This window comes from Paenibacillus sp. AGC31, from assembly GCF_057334655.1.
Map to the genome: position 1 here is coordinate 117798 of NZ_JBHFJH010000047.1, position 18796 is coordinate 136593.

General features: G+C 49.4%; 21 protein-coding genes. 3 read left to right on the forward strand and 18 right to left on the reverse strand.

What is annotated here, in order from left to right; all coding sequences use genetic code 11:
- Positions 1–4: 4 nt before the first annotated feature.
- Both ACE04G_RS28320 and ACE04G_RS28325 read right to left on the reverse strand, forming a co-directional pair.
- On the reverse strand, positions 5–721 hold the full coding sequence (locus tag ACE04G_RS28320; protein WP_017692528.1) for an ABC transporter permease subunit: 717 nt from the start codon (positions 719–721) through the stop codon (positions 5–7).
- On the reverse strand, positions 718–1851 hold the full coding sequence (locus ACE04G_RS28325) for an ABC transporter ATP-binding protein (protein WP_339305502.1): 1134 nt from the start codon (positions 1849–1851) through the stop codon (positions 718–720). Before ACE04G_RS28325 ends, ACE04G_RS28320 begins: the two co-directional genes overlap by 4 nt.
- Before the next feature lie 245 nt (positions 1852–2096).
- Between ACE04G_RS28325 and ACE04G_RS28330 the strand changes: the two genes are divergently transcribed.
- Entirely contained in the window at positions 2097–3170 is a 1074-nt protein-coding gene (locus tag ACE04G_RS28330) for a glycosyltransferase family 4 protein (RefSeq protein ID WP_486095292.1), read from the forward strand.
- A 65-nt stretch (positions 3171–3235) separates the two neighbouring features.
- On the opposite strand, the gene ACE04G_RS28335 is transcribed toward ACE04G_RS28330, so the two are convergent.
- Both ACE04G_RS28335 and ACE04G_RS28340 read right to left on the reverse strand, forming a co-directional pair.
- Positions 3236–4720 (reverse strand): DHA2 family efflux MFS transporter permease subunit, encoded by a 1485-nt coding sequence (locus ACE04G_RS28335; protein WP_449004626.1) that lies wholly within the window; start codon positions 4718–4720, stop codon positions 3236–3238.
- 248 nt (positions 4721–4968) lie between these two features.
- Positions 4969–5328 carry a hypothetical protein gene (locus ACE04G_RS28340; RefSeq protein WP_339305506.1) on the reverse strand — a complete coding sequence of 120 codons (360 nt, stop codon included), beginning with the start codon at positions 5326–5328 and terminating at the stop codon, positions 4969–4971.
- Between the two features lie 186 nt (positions 5329–5514).
- On the opposite strand from ACE04G_RS28340, the gene ACE04G_RS28345 reads away from it, so the two are divergent.
- Both ACE04G_RS28345 and ACE04G_RS28350 read left to right on the forward strand, forming a co-directional pair.
- On the forward strand, positions 5515–6753 hold the full coding sequence (locus ACE04G_RS28345; RefSeq protein ID WP_449004625.1) for a glycosyltransferase family 4 protein: 1239 nt from the start codon (positions 5515–5517) through the stop codon (positions 6751–6753).
- Complete coding sequence (locus tag ACE04G_RS28350) at positions 6750–6920, forward strand: hypothetical protein (RefSeq protein ID WP_176873013.1); 171 nt, start codon at positions 6750–6752, stop codon at positions 6918–6920. The genes ACE04G_RS28345 and ACE04G_RS28350 overlap by 4 nt, the downstream gene beginning before the upstream one ends.
- Positions 6921–7064: 144 nt before the next feature.
- Here ACE04G_RS28350 and ACE04G_RS28355 read toward each other — a convergent pair whose 3' ends face one another.
- From ACE04G_RS28355 to ACE04G_RS28420, 14 genes are all read right to left on the reverse strand, one after another.
- Positions 7065–7595 carry a GNAT family N-acetyltransferase gene (locus ACE04G_RS28355; protein ID WP_449004624.1) on the reverse strand — a complete coding sequence of 177 codons (531 nt, stop codon included), beginning with the start codon at positions 7593–7595 and terminating at the stop codon, positions 7065–7067.
- Between the two features lie 249 nt (positions 7596–7844).
- Complete coding sequence (locus tag ACE04G_RS28360) at positions 7845–8561, reverse strand: glycosyltransferase (protein ID WP_449004623.1); 717 nt, start codon at positions 8559–8561, stop codon at positions 7845–7847.
- 96 nt (positions 8562–8657) lie between these two features.
- A complete protein-coding gene (locus tag ACE04G_RS28365; protein WP_221820936.1) occupies positions 8658–9374 on the reverse strand; it encodes a glycosyltransferase in 717 nt (238 codons plus the stop codon).
- Positions 9371–10312, reverse strand: a complete 942-nt coding sequence (locus ACE04G_RS28370) for an NAD-dependent epimerase/dehydratase family protein (protein ID WP_449004622.1) — start codon at positions 10310–10312, stop codon at positions 9371–9373. The genes ACE04G_RS28365 and ACE04G_RS28370 overlap by 4 nt, the downstream gene beginning before the upstream one ends.
- Positions 10294–11121 (reverse strand): dTDP-4-dehydrorhamnose reductase family protein, encoded by an 828-nt coding sequence (locus tag ACE04G_RS28375; RefSeq protein ID WP_036605842.1) that lies wholly within the window; start codon positions 11119–11121, stop codon positions 10294–10296. The genes ACE04G_RS28370 and ACE04G_RS28375 overlap by 19 nt, the downstream gene beginning before the upstream one ends.
- Positions 11118–12104: a polysaccharide biosynthesis protein gene (locus ACE04G_RS28380; RefSeq protein ID WP_017692517.1), complete on the reverse strand. Its 987-nt coding sequence runs from the start codon at positions 12102–12104 to the stop codon at positions 11118–11120. The genes ACE04G_RS28375 and ACE04G_RS28380 overlap by 4 nt, the downstream gene beginning before the upstream one ends.
- Positions 12097–13188 (reverse strand): non-hydrolyzing UDP-N-acetylglucosamine 2-epimerase, encoded by a 1092-nt coding sequence (wecB, locus tag ACE04G_RS28385; RefSeq protein WP_339185449.1) that lies wholly within the window; start codon positions 13186–13188, stop codon positions 12097–12099. The genes ACE04G_RS28380 and wecB overlap by 8 nt, the downstream gene beginning before the upstream one ends.
- A 14-nt stretch (positions 13189–13202) precedes the next feature.
- The gene (locus ACE04G_RS28390) at positions 13203–14828 is read right to left on the reverse strand and encodes a glycosyltransferase family 4 protein (protein WP_449004621.1); all 1626 of its coding nucleotides are present in this window, start codon (positions 14826–14828) and stop codon (positions 13203–13205) included.
- Positions 14829–14894: 66 nt separating this feature from the next.
- Positions 14895–16034 carry a CgeB family protein gene (locus ACE04G_RS28395; protein WP_091020900.1) on the reverse strand — a complete coding sequence of 380 codons (1140 nt, stop codon included), beginning with the start codon at positions 16032–16034 and terminating at the stop codon, positions 14895–14897.
- Between the two features lie 60 nt (positions 16035–16094).
- Positions 16095–17189 (reverse strand): CgeB family protein, encoded by a 1095-nt coding sequence (locus ACE04G_RS28400; protein ID WP_449004620.1) that lies wholly within the window; start codon positions 17187–17189, stop codon positions 16095–16097.
- 251 nt (positions 17190–17440) lie between these two features.
- Positions 17441–17782, reverse strand: a complete 342-nt coding sequence (locus ACE04G_RS28405) for a FliH/SctL family protein (protein ID WP_051446920.1) — start codon at positions 17780–17782, stop codon at positions 17441–17443.
- 1 nt (position 17783) lies between these two features.
- Positions 17784–18083: a hypothetical protein gene (locus ACE04G_RS28410; RefSeq protein ID WP_017692511.1), complete on the reverse strand. Its 300-nt coding sequence runs from the start codon at positions 18081–18083 to the stop codon at positions 17784–17786.
- Complete coding sequence (locus ACE04G_RS28415) at positions 18080–18421, reverse strand: alpha-helical endospore appendage domain-containing protein (protein WP_017692510.1); 342 nt, start codon at positions 18419–18421, stop codon at positions 18080–18082. Before ACE04G_RS28415 ends, ACE04G_RS28410 begins: the two co-directional genes overlap by 4 nt.
- Positions 18422–18444: 23 nt before the next feature.
- Positions 18445–18732 carry a hypothetical protein gene (locus ACE04G_RS28420; RefSeq protein WP_017692509.1) on the reverse strand — a complete coding sequence of 96 codons (288 nt, stop codon included), beginning with the start codon at positions 18730–18732 and terminating at the stop codon, positions 18445–18447.
- Between the last annotated feature and the right edge of the window lie 64 nt (positions 18733–18796).

Sequence of the window (18796 nt, forward strand, 5' to 3'; positions counted from 1 at the left end):
CTTCTCACCTCCACCGCTTCCGTTCCACAATTTGAATGCTTAACAGCAGAAACACACCCGAAAGGGTGACATAATACAAGATATCCGGCCCACTAAGCACACCTTTCATGAAGCTGTCGAACCGGTTGGTCAGAGCAAACGGATCCAACCACTGTTGCAAAGCAGATCCTGTATTGCCTGCGAATGAATCAAGCATCCACAAAACGAGCAAAATAATAAAGCCCGCCACCGCAGACACCATCTGATGCTGGGATAATGTAGAAGCGAACAGTCCAATCGCCATCATGCTTCCGCCCAGGAAAAATAACCCCAGCGCAGACATCCATACCGTCGTCATATCCAGTGTCCCATAGAACGACATGATGAATGGATACACCAGACTACACAGGATGAGCACGACCAGAATGGCCAGAGAAGCAAGATATTTGCCAAAAATAATTTCTGTTACTCGTGCCGGAGAAGTCAGCAACAATTCATCCGTTCCTTGTCTGAATTCCTCTGCAACCAGTCGCATCGTTAACAATGGCACAACAAACAGCAGCATGGACAACGTATCGCCCAACACGAGACGATAATCGACAATACTCGGCTGGTAATACACAAAGCTTGAATAGAACAGCAAACTGGTCATCAGTACATATACGGCAAAAGCAAAATAGGACGTTGGTGACAGAAAATAAGCTTGCAGCTCTTTATTGCATACCGCCATCATTCGTCTCATTTGGACTCCTCCCCTTTGCGAGCTTGGGGCAAAGCATCGGCTGCTGTATTAACTGATGTTCCCGATATACTCGACGAGTCGATGTCCGAAGTTACGTCGTGATCCATCTCTGCCCCAGCAACCTTATCCACATCTTCGGAATTTGCGTCTGTGTCTGTTGCCTCGGTTGTGGTCAGCTTCAGGAAGATTTGCTCCAGACTCAGGTTCTCCTTCTTCATCTCCAGTATCGGTAATCCTGCACCTGACAAAAGGTAGAACAGCTCCTCCCGGAAATCTTCCGAGTTTTCTCCAGTGAGCAACATTTTAACCGTATCCGCTGAATCTGACGGAAGTGAATTGTCTTTGGCGGTAGTGGCATCCGAAGCATGAATGACTTCACTCCGTACCTTCTCCCATGGTGTCAGCACATTATGTAATTGCTCCGCAGTGGCCTTCACTTCAATCGACACCTTGAACTGATCCCCCATTGCTGATCCGAAATGCTGAGGTGAACCATCCAGCACGAGCTGTCCCTGATTGATGATCAACATTCGATTACAGAGCGTGCTCACTTCAGGCAAAATATGCGTACTGAGCAGCACCGTATGATTCTCCCCGAGTTCCCGAATCAGATCCCTAATCTCGATAATCTGATTTGGATCAAGGCCCGATGTTGGCTCATCCAGGACCAGCAGATCCGGCTTGTGAATAATGGCTCCTGCCAGCCCAAGGCGTTGCTTGTATCCTTTGGATAACCCACGTACCATTTGCCTTTCCCGACTCTGAAGTCCCAGTCTGCTAACCATCTCACTGACCCGCAGTTTAACCTCACGTGCCGGCACATCTCGCAAATTGGCCACGAATTTAAGATAAGACTGCACCGTCATATCCGGATAGAGCGGCGGCGTTTCAGGCAGATACCCAATCTTGGAACGAACACGCTGACCCTGCTCATGCACCGATACCCCATCCACCATAATGGAACCTGCGGTTGGATGCACATAACCCGTAATCATACGCATCGTTGTTGTTTTTCCGGCACCATTGGGTCCGAGAAAGCCAACAATCTCACCACGTTCCATGGTGAAATCCAGTTGATGTACGCCGCGCTGCCCTTCGTAAACTTTGCTGACCTGTTTCACTTCGAGCACATCATTCATCCTTTCCCGTTAAAATACCCGTGCACCATCGTTTAGGATAGATGATAGACACGGGAAGTTCTTTGTATAATACGTGAGCTATCCTAGCCTCAGCTTAATGACACTTAAAAGACAGCTTAAAAATTTTTGTCCAAAATGTGAACATTCTGAGCAACACCCACACCCTGCGCTTAAAGCCAACGTAACATAGAGTACAGGAGAATGTGCTCCTGACCAAAAGTCAGAGGGTGAATCGTGTGAAAGTATTATTCACGTTTTATGTTCCAAGCGGTGGCGTGGATACGTTAAATCGACTGCGCACCGCTGTTCTGAAACGCCATGGCATTGAAGCGCACCTATTGTATCTCAACACAGGCTCGGGATTGCAGAACAACAGTGATACGCCCATTTTCACCGCGTCCAGTGACGAGGATATCCATCATATCATTCATACTCATCATTATGATGCCATCATTGCCACTTCAGACATCGCTATGCCCGGCCGCTTGAGAGGACTTGGTTATACCGGGCGAATTATTTTTGAAGCGCAGGGACTCGGAACACGCGATCAGGCTCTGGAAACGATACAGATGGGTGTCCCATACCTTCAGGCCCATTGCGATGCTGCCGTTATACCTCCCACAGACCACCTGCTGGATATGTTCATTCATATCTGTCCTTGGCTTCATCGGTTTGTTATTCCCAATATGCTGGATACCGACACCTTTGCACCAATCTTGGTGGATACCCCACCCTATCCGGTGCTGGCTTGGGTAGGACGACTTGAACACAACAAAAACTGGCGTGAATATTTAATCATATCGAGTGAAATCGTCAAAAAAAATCCGGAAGCCAGGCTATGGTTGTTCCACGATCCAACTTTGGCTAATCCAGAAGATGAAGTCATGTTCCGGCACATGCTGGCAGAATACGGGCTTGAGGATCGGATTGGGATCTTCATCAATGTTCCTCATTCTCAGATGCCTGCATACTATTCCATGATCGCTGCTTCAGGAGGTATCATGTTGTCCACTTCCCTGCTTGAAGGATTCGGTTATGCCGTCGCTGAAGCCATCTCTTGTGGCTGCCCGGTGCTCAGCACGGATTCGGATGGTGTGCGTTCATTTATCACACATAATAAGACTGGTAAGTTTTATCCAATTGGAAATGTAGAGGCCGCTGTAGCCGAAGCAAGGGACCTTATGAAAAACAAGAAACTGCGTGAGTATATTCGCATTCAGGGCAGACAGCATATGAGCTTGTCTTTTTCACCAGATCGATATGCCATTTCTTTTCGTGAAATGATGACAGCACTGCGAATTTTCCATTGATCATAGCAAAAAAGGCAGTTCAGCAAAATTTCTCTGAACTGCCCTATTATGGTTTTTATAGAATGTTAGTGTCCCATCATCATCGCGGGATCAGGCTTGTCGCCATTTTGAAGCTCTTCTTTCGGCATCGGCTTAGGTTTGCGCAGAATCAGACTGAGCAAACATCCGAACAATGCAATACAAGCGGCCAGGAAGAACGTATCATTGAAACCAGCCACCAAACCATGAACGATAGCGGTCGGCTCTGTACTCGTTGTATTGTCTGCGATTCTTGAAGTCAGGAAGCCTGTAAGCCCTGCAACCGCAAAGGACACGACTACTTGCTGTGCAGCAGCCGTGAGCGGTGTAACCCGTCCAACCAACTTGCGCGGTGCAGCATTTAATACATGCGTGTTGAGTGGCATCATGGACAAGCCCATACCCAGACCCATCATGACCAGAGCCGTTATAATTAGGCCAAGACCTGTCTCTGCCGTGATGGAGGACAGAATAAACAATGCTCCCGAGATAATACCCAGACCCACAAAGGCCAGAGGTCTAGCACCGATTTTATCAAACAACCGACCACCAAGCGGCATACCCACACCGGAAGCCAATGCCTGTGGCAGCAGAATTAATCCAGTTTCCAGTGCAGTGTATCCTTTGATCTGCTGCAAATAAAGCGGGATCAGGATCATCGCACCGAACAGCGCCACCTGTGACACCCATGCGAGAATAATTCCCCGTGAGAAATCAGATGATTTGAATACCCGGAGTTCGAGCAATGGATTTTGATGACGAAGCTCCACAATAATGAACAAAATGAGCGCTACACCACCCACAATGACACCCGTCAAAGTTGTTGCAGACGTCCAGCTCGTTCCACCCTCACTCACACCGTAAGCCAGCATCGAGAACGCAATTGGCGCCAGAATCATGCCGAGCAGATCCAGTGCAGGTGTGCGTCCACGATCTGTATCCGGCAAAAACTTGATACATAGAATGAAAGCTGCAATACCAATGGGCAAGTTAATCAGGAAGATCCAGTGCCAGCTCAGTGATTCAATAAACCACCCGGACAACACCGGACCCAATGCGGGGGCAAGCAGCATGGGAATTCCCAGCATCCCCATGATGGAACCTCTTCGCTCAGGCGGAGCCAGACGAAAGACCATCGCCATACCAATAGGAGCAACCATGCCTCCACCAAGGCCTTGAATGATACGGTAAATGATTAATTGCTCAGGTGATTGAGCGATCGAGCATAACACTGAACCCAAGGTAAACATGGCAATGGTGAACAGGAATACTCTTTTGGCACCAAAACGGTCCGTTAACCAGCCTGCCAGTGGAATAACTGCAGACAAAGCCAAGGTGTAACCCGTAACCGTCCATTGGATCGTTTTAAGATCCGTCTCAAAATATTGAACCAGATTGGGAATGGCCACGTTCACCACCGTGCTGTCCAGTATAACCATGATCATACCTACGATAATAGCCAGGAGTGGCAGTATAATCGTTTTGATTGAAAACTCTGCGGGCTCCTGAAGTCCTGCTGTTTGTTCTTTCACGTTCTCCACACTCTTTTCCGGCAGGAGATCGCAGGCGTATTCATGCGTCTCACTCAGCCTATATTGACGACTAAATTCAAACTATCGTTTTAAACTTTCGTTTAATACTGATCTAATTCTAATGAAAATACCTTTGCTGTCAAGCTATTTTTTTAAGCATTTCTACTATGGATGCTCACAAAAAAATGGAACAGGCACCTTCCCTGCTCCACACGTTGGTTAATCATGACTATGCAATGATGTCCATATCAATCTGCAAGCTTCATCATCTGATATTCTGACAGTATGCCCAATGTCTGACCGTGAATACTTCTGCAATATATTCGAATAACCAGATGATTCGGTGAAGAACTGTTGCTGATAACCCTCAGTTCATAAGGCTCGGATGTGACATCCAGATTATGAATGACCTGATTACCGCCCGCCCCCCCTGAATTTGACGTTAGGTGAAAAAGGTGCCGGTACAGTTCTCCGTGAATACTGGCTCCACCAACATATACATCCGTCCCTTCCTCGCCGCCCACATAGGCCAACTCCACATCCATGTACTTGACGGGAACAAATGTCTGTAACAGATTCTCATGAATCTCAAGTAAATATACCGCCACTGTAGATCCCTCCTTCGGAGCACATGAACCTTCCTGTACATAGGATATGCTTCCTCTCGTCCATTGCCATTTGCATTCACCCATTTTCGACCAATTACACGGAAATGCCCGACCTTCCGGTCCTCTTTTTTCATAGAATAAAAGGATCGAAGCTCGGCCGGTGCAGGCCGTGACAAGGAGGTAGCTATGAAGGTTCTGCTCGTTACGTATTGGGAGCTTACACATATGGGAGGCATATGGACATATGTTAAACAACTGGCCGACAGGTTAATCGCACTTGGTGTAGAGGTTGATATCATGGGCACAAATGGTGCCAATAACGAAGTATATGTTCGTAATCTCAACCGCGCTTTCTCCAAGGATAAGGTGTGGCCCATGCTGCAAGCCAAACTCAATCCGACTGATCTGCCACAATTCACTGCCGATCCTCTTCTCGCTTATTATGAACTGAATAGATATGCCTTCGAGATGGCGGCCGCTTATCTGGGGGTGGACCATTATGACGTTATTCATGCTCAAGATCCGGTAGCTGCGGTAGCCATAAAACGCATCTTGAACCGCAATATCCCACTGGTTACAAGCTATCATGGCGCTCTTGCACGCGAAGCCTTTTACGATGCTCAAAATTCCAACCCACAGCTTACTCTCCCTTCATATTTGCAATCCAAGCGTGGACGTTATTTTCTCTCATTGGAAGAGCGAAGCGCAGCACAGTCCGAGCTCATTCTCGTGTCAAGCCACTGGATCAAGAGTACGCTTACAGAGTTTGCCGTTCCTGAATCAAAGTTCAGACAGATTCCCTATGCTATAGATCTCCCAGCCTACCGCGCCTCAGCAGCTGTGAAGTTCCGCCAGCGACCACCTGCGGGCAAGAAAGTCATTGCCTTTACCGGACGACTTGAATACATCAAGGGCGTTCATGTGTTAATCAAGGCCTTAGCCAGTCTGAAAAACAAACGTTCCGATTGGGTCTGCTGGATCGCAGGAGAAGGCAATCTAACCGATGAATTGCGGTCACAAGCCGCGTCAACGGGTATTGGAGCCGATGTTGTGTTCTGGGGCAAGTTGGACAATATTCCTTCCTTCCTGCGCCATGCAGATATCTATGTCCAGCCCAGCCTGCAGGACACCCAGCCGTTCTCCGTTACCGAAGCGCAACTTGCGGGTGTACCTGTTATCGTCAGTGGCACAGCCGGCATGCCCGAGATGGTTGAACCTGGACGTACGGGATGGGTTGTTCCTCCGCAGGATGTCGACTCGCTCCGTGAACTGTTGGATGCACTACTTGAGGATCATGTTACCCGGAGAACAGTGGGTGCGGCGGCGAAAGCCTGGGCTGAACAATACCGTTCACTGGAAGTGATGGGGTTTCGCACATTTCAAGTCTACCAAGAAGCCATTTATAGAGGAGGACATACAATATGACGTTACTTGTACCGAGTGATCTATACAATCGCTGGTTTTCGACTCCAGTTTCCACACCTCACATCGACGTGGATTACACTGTAATGAATGAATTGATGAAAAAGCTGCCTAAAGGATATGTATTTCCCGATCCTGCATCGATGGCGATCATGAATTCAAAAGATTGAGTTGTCCAATGATATGCCGTCTTCATATAACATGCCGAAATATCAAACAAGGGGTGTCCCATCTGTCATATGAATGACTGAGGACACCCCTTGCTCGCTTCATATGTGTTCTAACGGACCGAGAACACGCTATTACAGATCGTTTTAATCTGTCAACAACTTGGAATACATATTCAGATCACTGAACGTTTCGCCTACCGTCTCGTATGCTCTGAGAGTGCCTTCATATGTGAAATTGAGCTTTTGTAATAGCCTGATAGAATTCACATTACCGGGGTCAACCTTTGCTTCCATTCGATTCAGCTTCATAGTCGAGAATGCATGAGCTAACAAAGAAGAGATCGCTTCCGTAGCATATCCTTTCCCCCAGTGTGATTTGGCAATGTCATACCCAATTTCTGCTTTAAGATTGTCAAAATCCAGTGAATTATAACCACAGGAACCTATGATTTCGTTGGACTCTTGCACAAGGATAGAGAACCGAATGGCCTTGTTTTCCTGAGCAAGATCATTCAGAAGATTAATCATGGCTATAGCTTGATTTTCATCCGTAAAATGAGTGATATTCATAAATCTAGTTACATCCGGATCAGACCAAATTTTAAACAAGCTGGCCGCATCCGATACGTTCATTTTTCGCAAATATAACCGTTCTGTGTATAACTCTGTAATCAATACTCTTACCTCCATTAGTTTATTAATAGTTGGGTTTAAGATATTGATATCTGCGCATAGTCCAGTCCCTTCCGTGTATGAATCATTTCATTATACAGAGACTTCAGCAATCGTTCACCCTTTCTGTCCACGAATCTGTCCATAGAGCAAAAAAAGAGCTTCCACTTATAACACTTCAAAAGTGTTTCATAAGGGTGCTCTCCTGTCCAATTAACACCTATTCCATTCAGCCATCGTTGCCAAATCCATCTACTTCCAGTACCCGCCAACCTGAAGCAAGTTGAACAGAATCGGCCGATGCTTCGCCTGAACCCGTTCCATCTCGGCAACGAGTGCCTTGAAGTGACGTTTGGTTCCCATTGACTCATGCAATCGGTAACACATCAGAGGTTCATTGTAGTAGAACAGCTCATACATTGGAAACAGCCTCATCCACATCTCATAGTCATGGGTGTAGCGAAAATCAGTGTCGAACAGTCCAAACCGCTCAAATGCTTCCATCTCTAACATGACAGTACAGCCGTTGATCGGACAACCTTCCAGCAGTACCTGCAACATCTCCAGACGACTTCCCACTTCCGGATGCACCGTATCCAACCATTCACTTTTCTCATTCACATAATGGTAGGCACCATGGCAGAATGAAGCCTTGACCTCTCGCATAAACGTCAGTTGTTTCTCCACCCGGTCCAGCAGCATCACATCATCCGAGCTGAGCCAAACAAAGTAATCCCCTGTTGCATGTTTGATTCCTTCATTTAATGCTGTCGCGGTTCCACCGTTTTCTTTGCGAATATAGCGGATGGAATCCATGAACGGTTGTAGCCGCTCCACATGCTCGGTTGACCCATCATCCACCACGATGACTTCGATATGCGGATACGTCTGGTGAATGGCACTGTGAACAGCCTGCTCGATATAAGCACAATTGTAAAAAGGAATGACGATCGATACTTTTGGCTCCATTCGGGCCTTCCCCTCCTCTTACTGTCTTAGGTAAAATGCTGCGCAAAGAGGGCGTTAATCAGCCATCTTTTGGCTTTCTTAACTGCCCTCCCTACGCTACCCGCCAAGCGTCGCTATTCGCTGCAACAGCGGTTCGCGATATCTGGACCATACCATGGATGCCTCTCTGCCGATGACATCCGCATGACGTACCGATCCCATTCCCCCATGCCACCGATAGGCAGTAAGTGGTTCATTCAGGTATGGGAACCGATGACCGTTTAGCAAAATCCGCATCCAGAGATCCAGATCATGGGTGTAGGGCAGAAGCTCATCAAACAATCCCACTCCGCTGAACAGATCCTTGCGGATCATGACAGTACAACCGTTGACCGGATTGCTGTTAACGAACACTCGCAGCCAATCCAGATCGGCCATCGGTTCAGGCCCACCATGCATTCTGGTAACTGCCGAATGCTCGTTGATATAATGAAAGTTCGTATGGGAGACGAGCACATTCTCGCGTTGCATAAACTCCAGCTGATAACGAATTTTATCCGGGTACAGATAATCATCCGAACTGAGCCAGGCTACATAATCACCAGAAGCATGGCGGATGCCATGATTAAGTGCCGAAGCCGTCCCGCCATTGCTTTTGCCAAGCACATTAATATAAGGAAGATAGGGTTGAAGCAACTCTGCATGCCGGGTTGAACCGTCATTCACAACAACGATCTCCACATGGGGATACGTCTGGTTCAGTGCACTATGAATTGCCTGAGGCACATAAGGGCAGTTGTAGAATGGAATGACAATGGATACTCTCGGATTCAACTTGTCGTCCTCCCTTGCTGGACACGAACATCACTCAGGATATCCTGAAGTGATGTGGCAAATGGAATCATCGGCTGCCAGCCAAGCTTGCGCAGCAGTGATAATTCCTCCTGTTTCCCCGAACCATCCGGACCAGAAGATGCCCCATCCCAGCGAACAGGGACTTCCGCTTCTGTCATGGACAACAGCAGATCTGCAATTTCACCAAGACTGCGCTCGACTCCAGACACCACCGGGTATACTGTACCGCTGGACCCGTGTACCAGGAGGGTCGCATACCCTCTGACCGCATCCCGCACATCCAGAAAGTCACGCGTATTGTCCCGTCCGGACAGACGGAATGCCTCGGTTTTGCCTGCCTGCTCACAGGCAACAACATGGCGTGCAAGCAGTGAACATATGCCTGTGGAAGGACCCGCACCAATCAGATTGCCTGGCTCCGCCAGCATGATCTGTTGTCCGAAGAGCGACATCCACGACAAGGACACCATCTCTTCCAGCGCTTTACTGAGACTGTATGGATGCGGAGGCTGGGGAATCTGGCCAGGTTCCGGCGTATATTTTAACCGCGATCCTACAATAACGGTTCGTGCTGTCGGACAACTGCGAAGCGCATCCAGCAGATACAGCACGGCCATCACATTGGTCTCCAGGACCAGTAGCGGATCAGACCACGAATCAGGCACTGAATTTTTGCCAGCGAGATGCAGCACATAGTCGGGCTGCACCTCGCCGATCAGATGACGCACTTGCTGTTTATCATTCAGATCACAGACATGGACCTGAGTACCTTTACCAAATGAAAACACATTCGGCCTCCGGACTACCGCCGCAACCACTGCACCAACTTCCCGAAAATAAGATACGGCATGTCGCCCGGTAAAACCGGATGCGCCTGTAATCAGCACTTTCTTGCCTCTCAGCTCTGCTCCATCCATAATGCCAACTCCTTCAGCATTGTAGAATAATCCGGCAGGTCTGTTTTCACATCCTCGCGAGTGGACACCAGCGTACGGTCCTGCACGACACTGTCATCACGAACAATCGTCACATCCTGCTTATCCCAGGTCTGCTTGAACAATACAAGCAGGTCATGCTTGCTGACAGGTGCCGGATGAGCTAGGTGAATCAGACCACTAACCGATGAGGCCAGGTAATGGTCTACCCATTTGGCCAGCTCAAGTGTGGTCACACCGTTCCAGAATACGCGGGTATAGCCTCCGACTTCACCTGTGCTGGACATAAACCATTGCATCAGACCAATGCCGCCCTGGCGAATCTCGGGTCCAATGATGGACGTACGGATCGTCAGATGACCTTCATCCTGAACTTCACCTAGGGCTTTGGTGATGGCGTAAGCTGAAGTCCCATCCGTAACATCATCTTCCCGATATGCTCCCCGTTCTCCACTGAACACACAGTCTGTGCTGATATGAATCAGGCGTGCACCAATCGTATCTGCAACCCGCCGCAGACGATGTGGCAGGAAACCGTTAATATGATATGCAGTAATTTTGTCCTCATCTGCGAAGTTGTTCAACACACCTACAGCATTAATAATCACATCCGGGTGCACAGCTTCTACCAATCGATCAACCATGAAGCTGTCGTTCACATCCAGGAGCAGACCATTGGGGTCGGTTACATCCCGAGATGTGTAGAAGACGCTGTGTACACCTTGACGGCGGAAATAGTCGACCAGAATATGGCCGGCCATTCCGTTTCCACCAAGTATCAGCAGTTTCATGACAGGAATCCTCCGCGTTTCAGAATTTCACGAATCTCCTCTTTGGTCATGAGTTGATGCTCAGAACTGAAACTGTTAAAGGAGACCGGGGGACAATTGGTATAGTGTTCACGCAGACCCGGTATGCCCAGGGTAGGAAGAATTACCAGGTACTGCTCATCGTAGACAACGGTGGTCATGCTCTCGAATTCACTCATCAATATTTCATGAATTTTCTCCCCTGGACGAATGCCACGTTCCACAATGCTCACATTCTCCACACCGGAATCCTCAATCAGCACTTCCGCGAGATCAACAATTTTGCAGGTAGGCATCGTCATGACAAAGATCTCTCCGCCGACACTTTCCACCGAAGCTTTGAACAGCAAGGTGATTGCATCCTTCAGCGTAAGAAAAAATCGAGTCATACTCATATCCGTGATGGAGACCTGCCCTTTCTGGCGGATCTGATTCTTGAACAGATGTACCACACTTCCATTTGTCCCCAGTACATTCCCACCCCGTACCGTAACAAACTTGGTATCACTGTGTAACAAGTTTGCATATACAATTAATTTCTCGCCGATCGCTTTTGTCATGCCATAGAAGTTGGACGGATTGGCAGCCTTGTCAGTTGAGATATAGATTACTTTTTCCACCTTGTTCTCAATAGCGGCCTCGATCACGTTCTGTGTACCAATCACATTGGTTTTGAGTGCTTCGTACGGTTGGTCTTCACACACCGGAACATGCTTGAGCGCAGCCAGATGAAATACATAGTCCACATGCTGGCAAGCCGCCGTCAAGGCGTCCTTGTCACGAATATCTCCAATCCGGAAATGAAGACGTGGGTCTTCAAATTCACGACTCATAGCCACTTGGCTGGACTCGTTCCGGGAATATACAATAATTTCTTTGGGCTGCTGGGGCAGTAGTTGAGCCACAAGTTCATAACCCCATGATCCCGTACCGCCAGTCACGAGTATACGTTTATTTTCAAACATGCATTTTCCCTCCAAGCAGAAATTTAACCACTTTACTGGATACATCTGTGGCTTTGTAACCTTGCGGGCAATCCCAGTCGCTAGACATCTTTGTCATGACTTTCACGCAATCAGCGATGCGCGCGGCATCCAGACCGGAGACTACATTGCTGCCACAATCGACCGTTTCCGGCCGCTCGGTAGTTCGACGCATCGTTACGGTCGGCACGCCCATAATGCAACACTCTTCCTGCACGGTACCGCTATCCGTAAGTGCACAGCGTGCATGACGTTCAAGCATTACAAAGTCGAAGAATCCAAACGGCTCGTGAAACTCCACCAGCGGGTTCATCTCCAGTTGCAGATGCTCCGCGATCCGGATTGCGGTACGCGGATGAATACTGCAGATCACACGCAACCCGTGTTCCTCTGCGACCTGGTTCAGTCCTTTCATAATCTCCAGCAAATGAGGGGCATGATCCACATTCTCGGCTCGATGGGCAGTAACCAGGAAGTATTGCCCAGACTTCAGCTTGAGCTTTTTCAGTATTTTGCTGGAACTTACTTGCGCGTCGTAGTGCTGCATTACTTCATAGATGGGATTGCCCGTTAGCACGATGCGCCTGCTTGGTACCCCTTCACTGACCAAATGTTTCTTGCTCTGTTCCGTGTAAGGCATATTAACGGTGGAGATGGCATCAATAACCTTACGATTTTTCTCTTCAGGCACATCCAGGTCGAAGCAACGATTGCCTGCTTCCATATGAATAACAGGAACACCCATGCGCTCAGCCAATATTGCACATAATGCGCTATTGGTATCGCCGAGCAGCAGCAATTTATCGGGTTTCTCCTGCAATATCAGATCTTCCATCTGCGTAAACATCGAGGATAGCTGTCGTCCCAGAGTGGCCGCTTCATCCTGAAGAACGTAATCCGGTGCGCGCAGGCCCATTTCCTTGAAAAAGAGACCGCTGAGACTTTCCGTGAAGTTCTGTCCCGTGTGCACCAGAATATGTTTGGACGCGTACTGGTCCAGCTTGGAGATGATCAGGCTGAGCCGTATGATCTCAGGTCTCGTACCCAGCACCGTCATGATCTTCATCGTAATCCCTGCCTTCATCTTGTATTGGAACCCTTGCGCCCTGCTCGGCTACGTCCTGCCTTGGCAGATTTGCGTCTGCGACTAGCCGATTTCCCCATATGTGGACGCGGTCCCTTCGTTGTACGGAGTCTCCCCTTACGTCTGCCAGTTCCGGAAGTACGTTTCAGTCCCTCACGGTCTCGGCGAGAATGAGGTGCAAGTGGCTTGCGACGACGCTTCCGTGTTTTGCCCCTCCGTGGAATCAGCTTTGCAGCTGGGACAGTACCTGAGGCAACAGGAGCATCGTGACCCAATGCGATTGGAGGTAATGAGGAATGTGGCAACGCCTGGATGACGGTCAGCGGGAATAACAGTGCCCGAACCGTAGCCGGCTCCAGAACCAGTACAGTGCGTAGTCCGCCCTCTCCATGGGCATACACCGGTCCATTCGGAGGTTGGATATAAGCAAACCATCCGGGAAAACGCAATAACCACTGTGTCACCATCGTATGCAATTTTGTTCGGTAGGTTTCAACGCCGTAGAGCCTTTCCGCTTCTGTCCGATTGCGCCATCCTGTAGTTGAGGCCAGCTCTGCATCATTCAGCAAGGTTGTTGCCAAGGTGACAAGCGCTTCGGTATCGCCCGGCGGGGCCAGAAATGCATCACTGCCTACGGATTCCATTAGTTCCTTCAGTCCACCCTGAGCGAAAGCGATGACCGGTTTGGCAAAATAGAGACCCTCCAGTGCGGTCATGCCAAATCCTTCTTTGACCATGCTTGGGATGACCAGGATATCCATCGCGGTATATGCCAGAGATACGTTCTCTTCAAACGTAGTGAAGGTAAACCGGCGTGAATACCCGGATTTTTTCACCCGTGATACACACTCGTCGTAATACTTTTTATCCGATGGTGCCCCGATGATCCAGAAGCGACAACGCGAATGCGTTTCACAGATCCTCAAGGCCATATCCACAAAAGGTTTCAACCCTTTGGCATCATATATAAATGAAGAAATATAACCGATACAGGTCTGTGATGATTTGAAACCGAGCTCCTTACGCTTGCGTTCGCGCAGATGAACCCAGCGGTCCGGGGCTGGTAGCGCGGGTTCCCAAGTTGGGGAGATAATGGTCACTTTGTCACCTATGCCGGCTTCTTGGAATGGGGCTACAGCTGTCTCGGATATACCGATAATCCAATCCGCGTAACGGCCAATCATCTGGATCGCCTCGGTTGTATGTTCATTCGTATGAATGATCTCGGTAATCTTCCAGATGACCGGAATCTGAAGGGACTTTGCCGCTACAGCCGGCAGTACATTAACGCAGGTGTTCGTTAACACCATATCGGGAGCAGTCTCCCGTATTAGGGAGACTGCTTCCTGAAACGCTGGTGTATGACGAAGATGCTCCGCATCATCTGCAATGCCCAGATAAGGTGTGTACACACCGTGAAGCATCGGCAGAGTACATATTTTGACCTGAATGCCGAATCTTCGCGCAAGCCCCGCAAGCTTCCCCTCCTGAGGAGCTACGAGCACACATTCAAAGATCGCACCGATCTCTCTCATAAAATGAAGCAGCAGCTTCTCGGCGCCTGTAATGCTGCGAGTATTACACACATGTGAAAATAACATCATCTTTGGTTTCGTTGCCATGGCCGCACGGACCCTGTACACGGGTATCCGATACAGGGTACTGTGCACACCTCCTCCCGGCCAGAATTAAGGGAATATGATGGTTAACATTTCATTAATTCTTTTGCCATACGTGTGGTCTTTCAGTGTACGTTCGAGTCCACGAAGTGCAATCTCACGGCGTTCCTTTTCATGAGTAAGATAATATTCCACTTTGTCGAGTAACTCCTGCGGCGAGGAATATGTCTCAATCTCCACACCCGGTTTGTAGAAACGCGCAATGTCATCCCGGGCGTCGGTCAGCTGCAGCGTCGTGGACGCGGCAATTTCAAACGTTCTAGGGTTCGGTGAGGCTGGCGGGATTTTGAGGTGATTATTATTAACGGAATCATCTTCGTGGGATCGATGCAGGTTGATGACAATTTTGGTGCCATTGTACACATCATTGGTCTCCGGCGGACTCATCCAGCGACCAAGTTCAATCTTCTCGCCATAGGCAGTGTAGTCAGGCAGGCGATCCCACCAGATTCCGTTAAATACCGTATTGTGTGACATCAACTGAGGCATGATCGGATTGAAGAAGTATACCCGGTTCCAGTAGGCCGAGCCGATAAAGCTGACATCCCGTTTTAACGGGGAAGGGGTTGTAATTGGAAAGTAATGATTAGTGAATGCGGCAAAAGGGAGGTAGTGTACTGACGCGCAGCCGATTTGTCGATATAGATCGATACAGTTCAGTTCCAGCGTGAAGACATGGTCAAAATGTGTCACAATATCCAGCGTCATATCTGTATAGTACGGGTCATCCGTCAGCCAGATCGCCGTCTGAATGCCCGCTTGGCGAATCGCATCGATATGCTCGATGGGGATATCCATTCCATCCAGCACCAGCACAAGATCAGGACGCGTCTGCAGCGCAATTTCAGAAACCGGTTGACGCGGATCAGAGAGGGTTACTTGAGCTACCATACCCTGTAACGTGGCCATAATGGCCTCATCCAACGGGGAATAAGGGAAGCCTTTACCCGAGGATACATACAGCACATGAAGCTGTCGGAAAGGCAACGGTTCCTGTGCACAATTCACAATATAGTTGGCGCGACCGCGCAGATATCCTTCTTCCTTACCTGCGTCATATCCGGCATGTTGCCCATTTTTGCGCGCTTGATCAGCCAGGCTCAGTACGGGTGCATGAACCTTTTTGGTTTTACGGTGTTTGAGAGACATACCGCCACTCCTTTATTTTTTGGGATAGGGTTCTTGTTGATGCTGCACTTCAGACGGGGATTACAAATGTTCCAGCAACTGACCGATCCGGCGAGTGAATGTATGCTGGTTCATCGTGGTGAGAAGTCCACGCCACGCCATCGCCTGTCGTTCTTCTTCATGCTTCAGATAATAGTGGATCTTGCGCTGAAGTTCCGCTGCGTTGGTGAACGTCTCGATGTCATATCCCGGCTTATAATAACGGGGTAAATCTGCACGTGCATCCGTAATCTGCATTGTGCCGCATGCGCTAATCTCATACGTGCGTGGATTAATCGAGTGACCTTCAAGATGATGTGTGTTGCGATTGTCTTCCCCATTCTCGCAAGTCCGGTGAATGTTAATGACAATCTTGGCGCCATTGTAATAATCTACTGTCTCTCCAGGAGCAATCCATCCTTCGTGGATGAAACGGCCTAGTACATCATAGCGTGTCAATCGGTTCCACTGGCTACCCGCAATGAATACCTTTTTGTCCGCAAGAAAAGGGGCCAGCTCGTCGAACAAGGCAATCCGGTTCCAGAATCCGGTACCGATAAAACAAATGTCGTGCTGATGCTGCGGTGCGGCGCGCCGCGGTTGAAACATGCCTGGATTCACCGCGAGTGGCATATAGATGACCTGGTTCGCTCCATGTCCCAGATAGAAGGGTACGGCGGCCTCTTCATGCGTGAACACGACATCATAATGCTGACAAAGGGACGTTGTATCTTCGGTGAAATACGGATCATCCACAAACCACACGGCAGTTCGGATACCGAGTGCACGTATGCCATTCACCTGCTCTACATGATCTGCGGGAAATACATGCAGACCATTCATAACGAGCACAACATCGGGCCGATGCTGACTGGCTTCCTGCAACATCGCTGCTGGCGATCCAACAACGCATTCACGTACAGATTGCTGCAGAGCCAAGGTGACACCTTCATCGATGGCATCGAATCCTTGCGGGATATATAACACCTTCATGTCCCGCAGGGTCGGTTCAAACATCTGCACCCGCTCCATCATGGCTTGACAGCCGCCGAATCTGCGGCCTTCTGCATATCCGCCGCGGTAAGCCGTTTCCGCTTCGGTCAGCGGACGGTGCCTTCGTTTTGCCACATTCTTCACCCTGTCTTCCTTCAGGAGATCTCACTTCCAGACTCTCCCCGAGATTGGTCTTCCCTCTAAAGGATATGCCTCGGGGTCAGATGCATCATGGACGGGTGTCCTGCAAGGCGCAAAATTGGCGCATGCCCTCCACATCCGCCTGTACGGGCATGTCCGCTTTTGCGGCGATGCAAATAGCCCGGAGGGATCTGTCCCCCGGGCTAACTGCTAGACAGGTATCATTCGATGCAGGAATAATCGTGTCTACTCGGTTACTGTGCTTTGTACGCCAGCTGATGTCCGTCCTCGAATCCCTTGGCGAAACCCGCGTTGAATCCCTCGTTGTACGCCTCGTTGTATCCCTGGCTGTACGCACCGTCCGGGTTCGGATCGGTAGGGGTAGCCGGGACGACTGGTTGTACGGGCTTTGGACTCCGGTGCCGCCGTACCGCACGTTTCTTTTTTTTGAGCCACGCACTGCGTCCTTTAAGTGGGCGTTTGTGAAGAACACGTTTGGCTCTGAGCGCACGCAGTTTGCGAATTTTGCGCAGACGGGCTCCACGGATTAACAAAGCTCTTTTGGTTCTCAGTCGTATTTTCTTCTTCTTTAACATGTCAACATTCCTCCTGTATGTCCCGAACGATACGAATTGCACACCCGGGGTCTTTGAGCCACGGCAAGCCAGGCTCCCCATGCTGGATTCGGGCCAGCCTGATTCCCGTAACCATACGAGACATTTCTGCCTGATAGCGACTCAGCAAACGAATGTTTTCGGCCAGACTGCGGGCGGATACTTCCGAATGAGCGGTTACACTGGCTACACTGTCCAGAATGCGTGCCAGCGCCTGCTGACTGTGTGCAATGGATTCAATGAGCGCCAGTTTGGCTTCCTGCTCACGCCGCATCAGACTCATTTTCCCATGTCTCCCAGATCCATGCCGCCAAACATGCCCCCGTCCATACCGCCGCCATCTTCGCTATCGTTCTGTACCATCACCGCTTTGAGATTGTTGCACAGTCCGGTCTCCATCCGGGTTAAACCTTCCAGCAATTCCACCAGCTGATCATGCATTTTGAGCGGCTCGCCTACCTGATCCCCGTGCGTCAGAAAGGTATCCCCATTCAAATGATTCAGCGTCCAGTTCCGTACCTTCTCGGCCTCAATCGCTTTTGCCTCCAAGATCAGGGCAATATTCCACTGCATTTTGGCTGCTGCGTCCAGCATCAGAATGAGGCTCTGTTCTCTACTCATGTTCCTTCACCCGCCTTCCGGGCTTATTCTTCTTCTTGAACCGCGATCTCCCGCATGACTTGGGTCAGCGTTTCGGCTACAGCCTCTTCCAGATCTGCAAGGCCCCCCAAGTAAGAGATAATGCTTTTGTTGATTTGCCCAGAGCTATCCAGCAGACCGTCAACGCCATCCAACTCCGGTTCGATATCTGGCAAATGATTGATGATTTCAGACATGCGTACAGCGACTTGGCGTTTGGCATCCAGCACACGTGCGATCTGCTGGTGAGAGTGTGCAATATGTGTGATGATTTCATCGATTTTGCTCTGCATGGTCCTCCTCCTTACCGTCACGGCCTGCTTCACCCATAGAAAAACCCGGCCTATCAGCATTTGC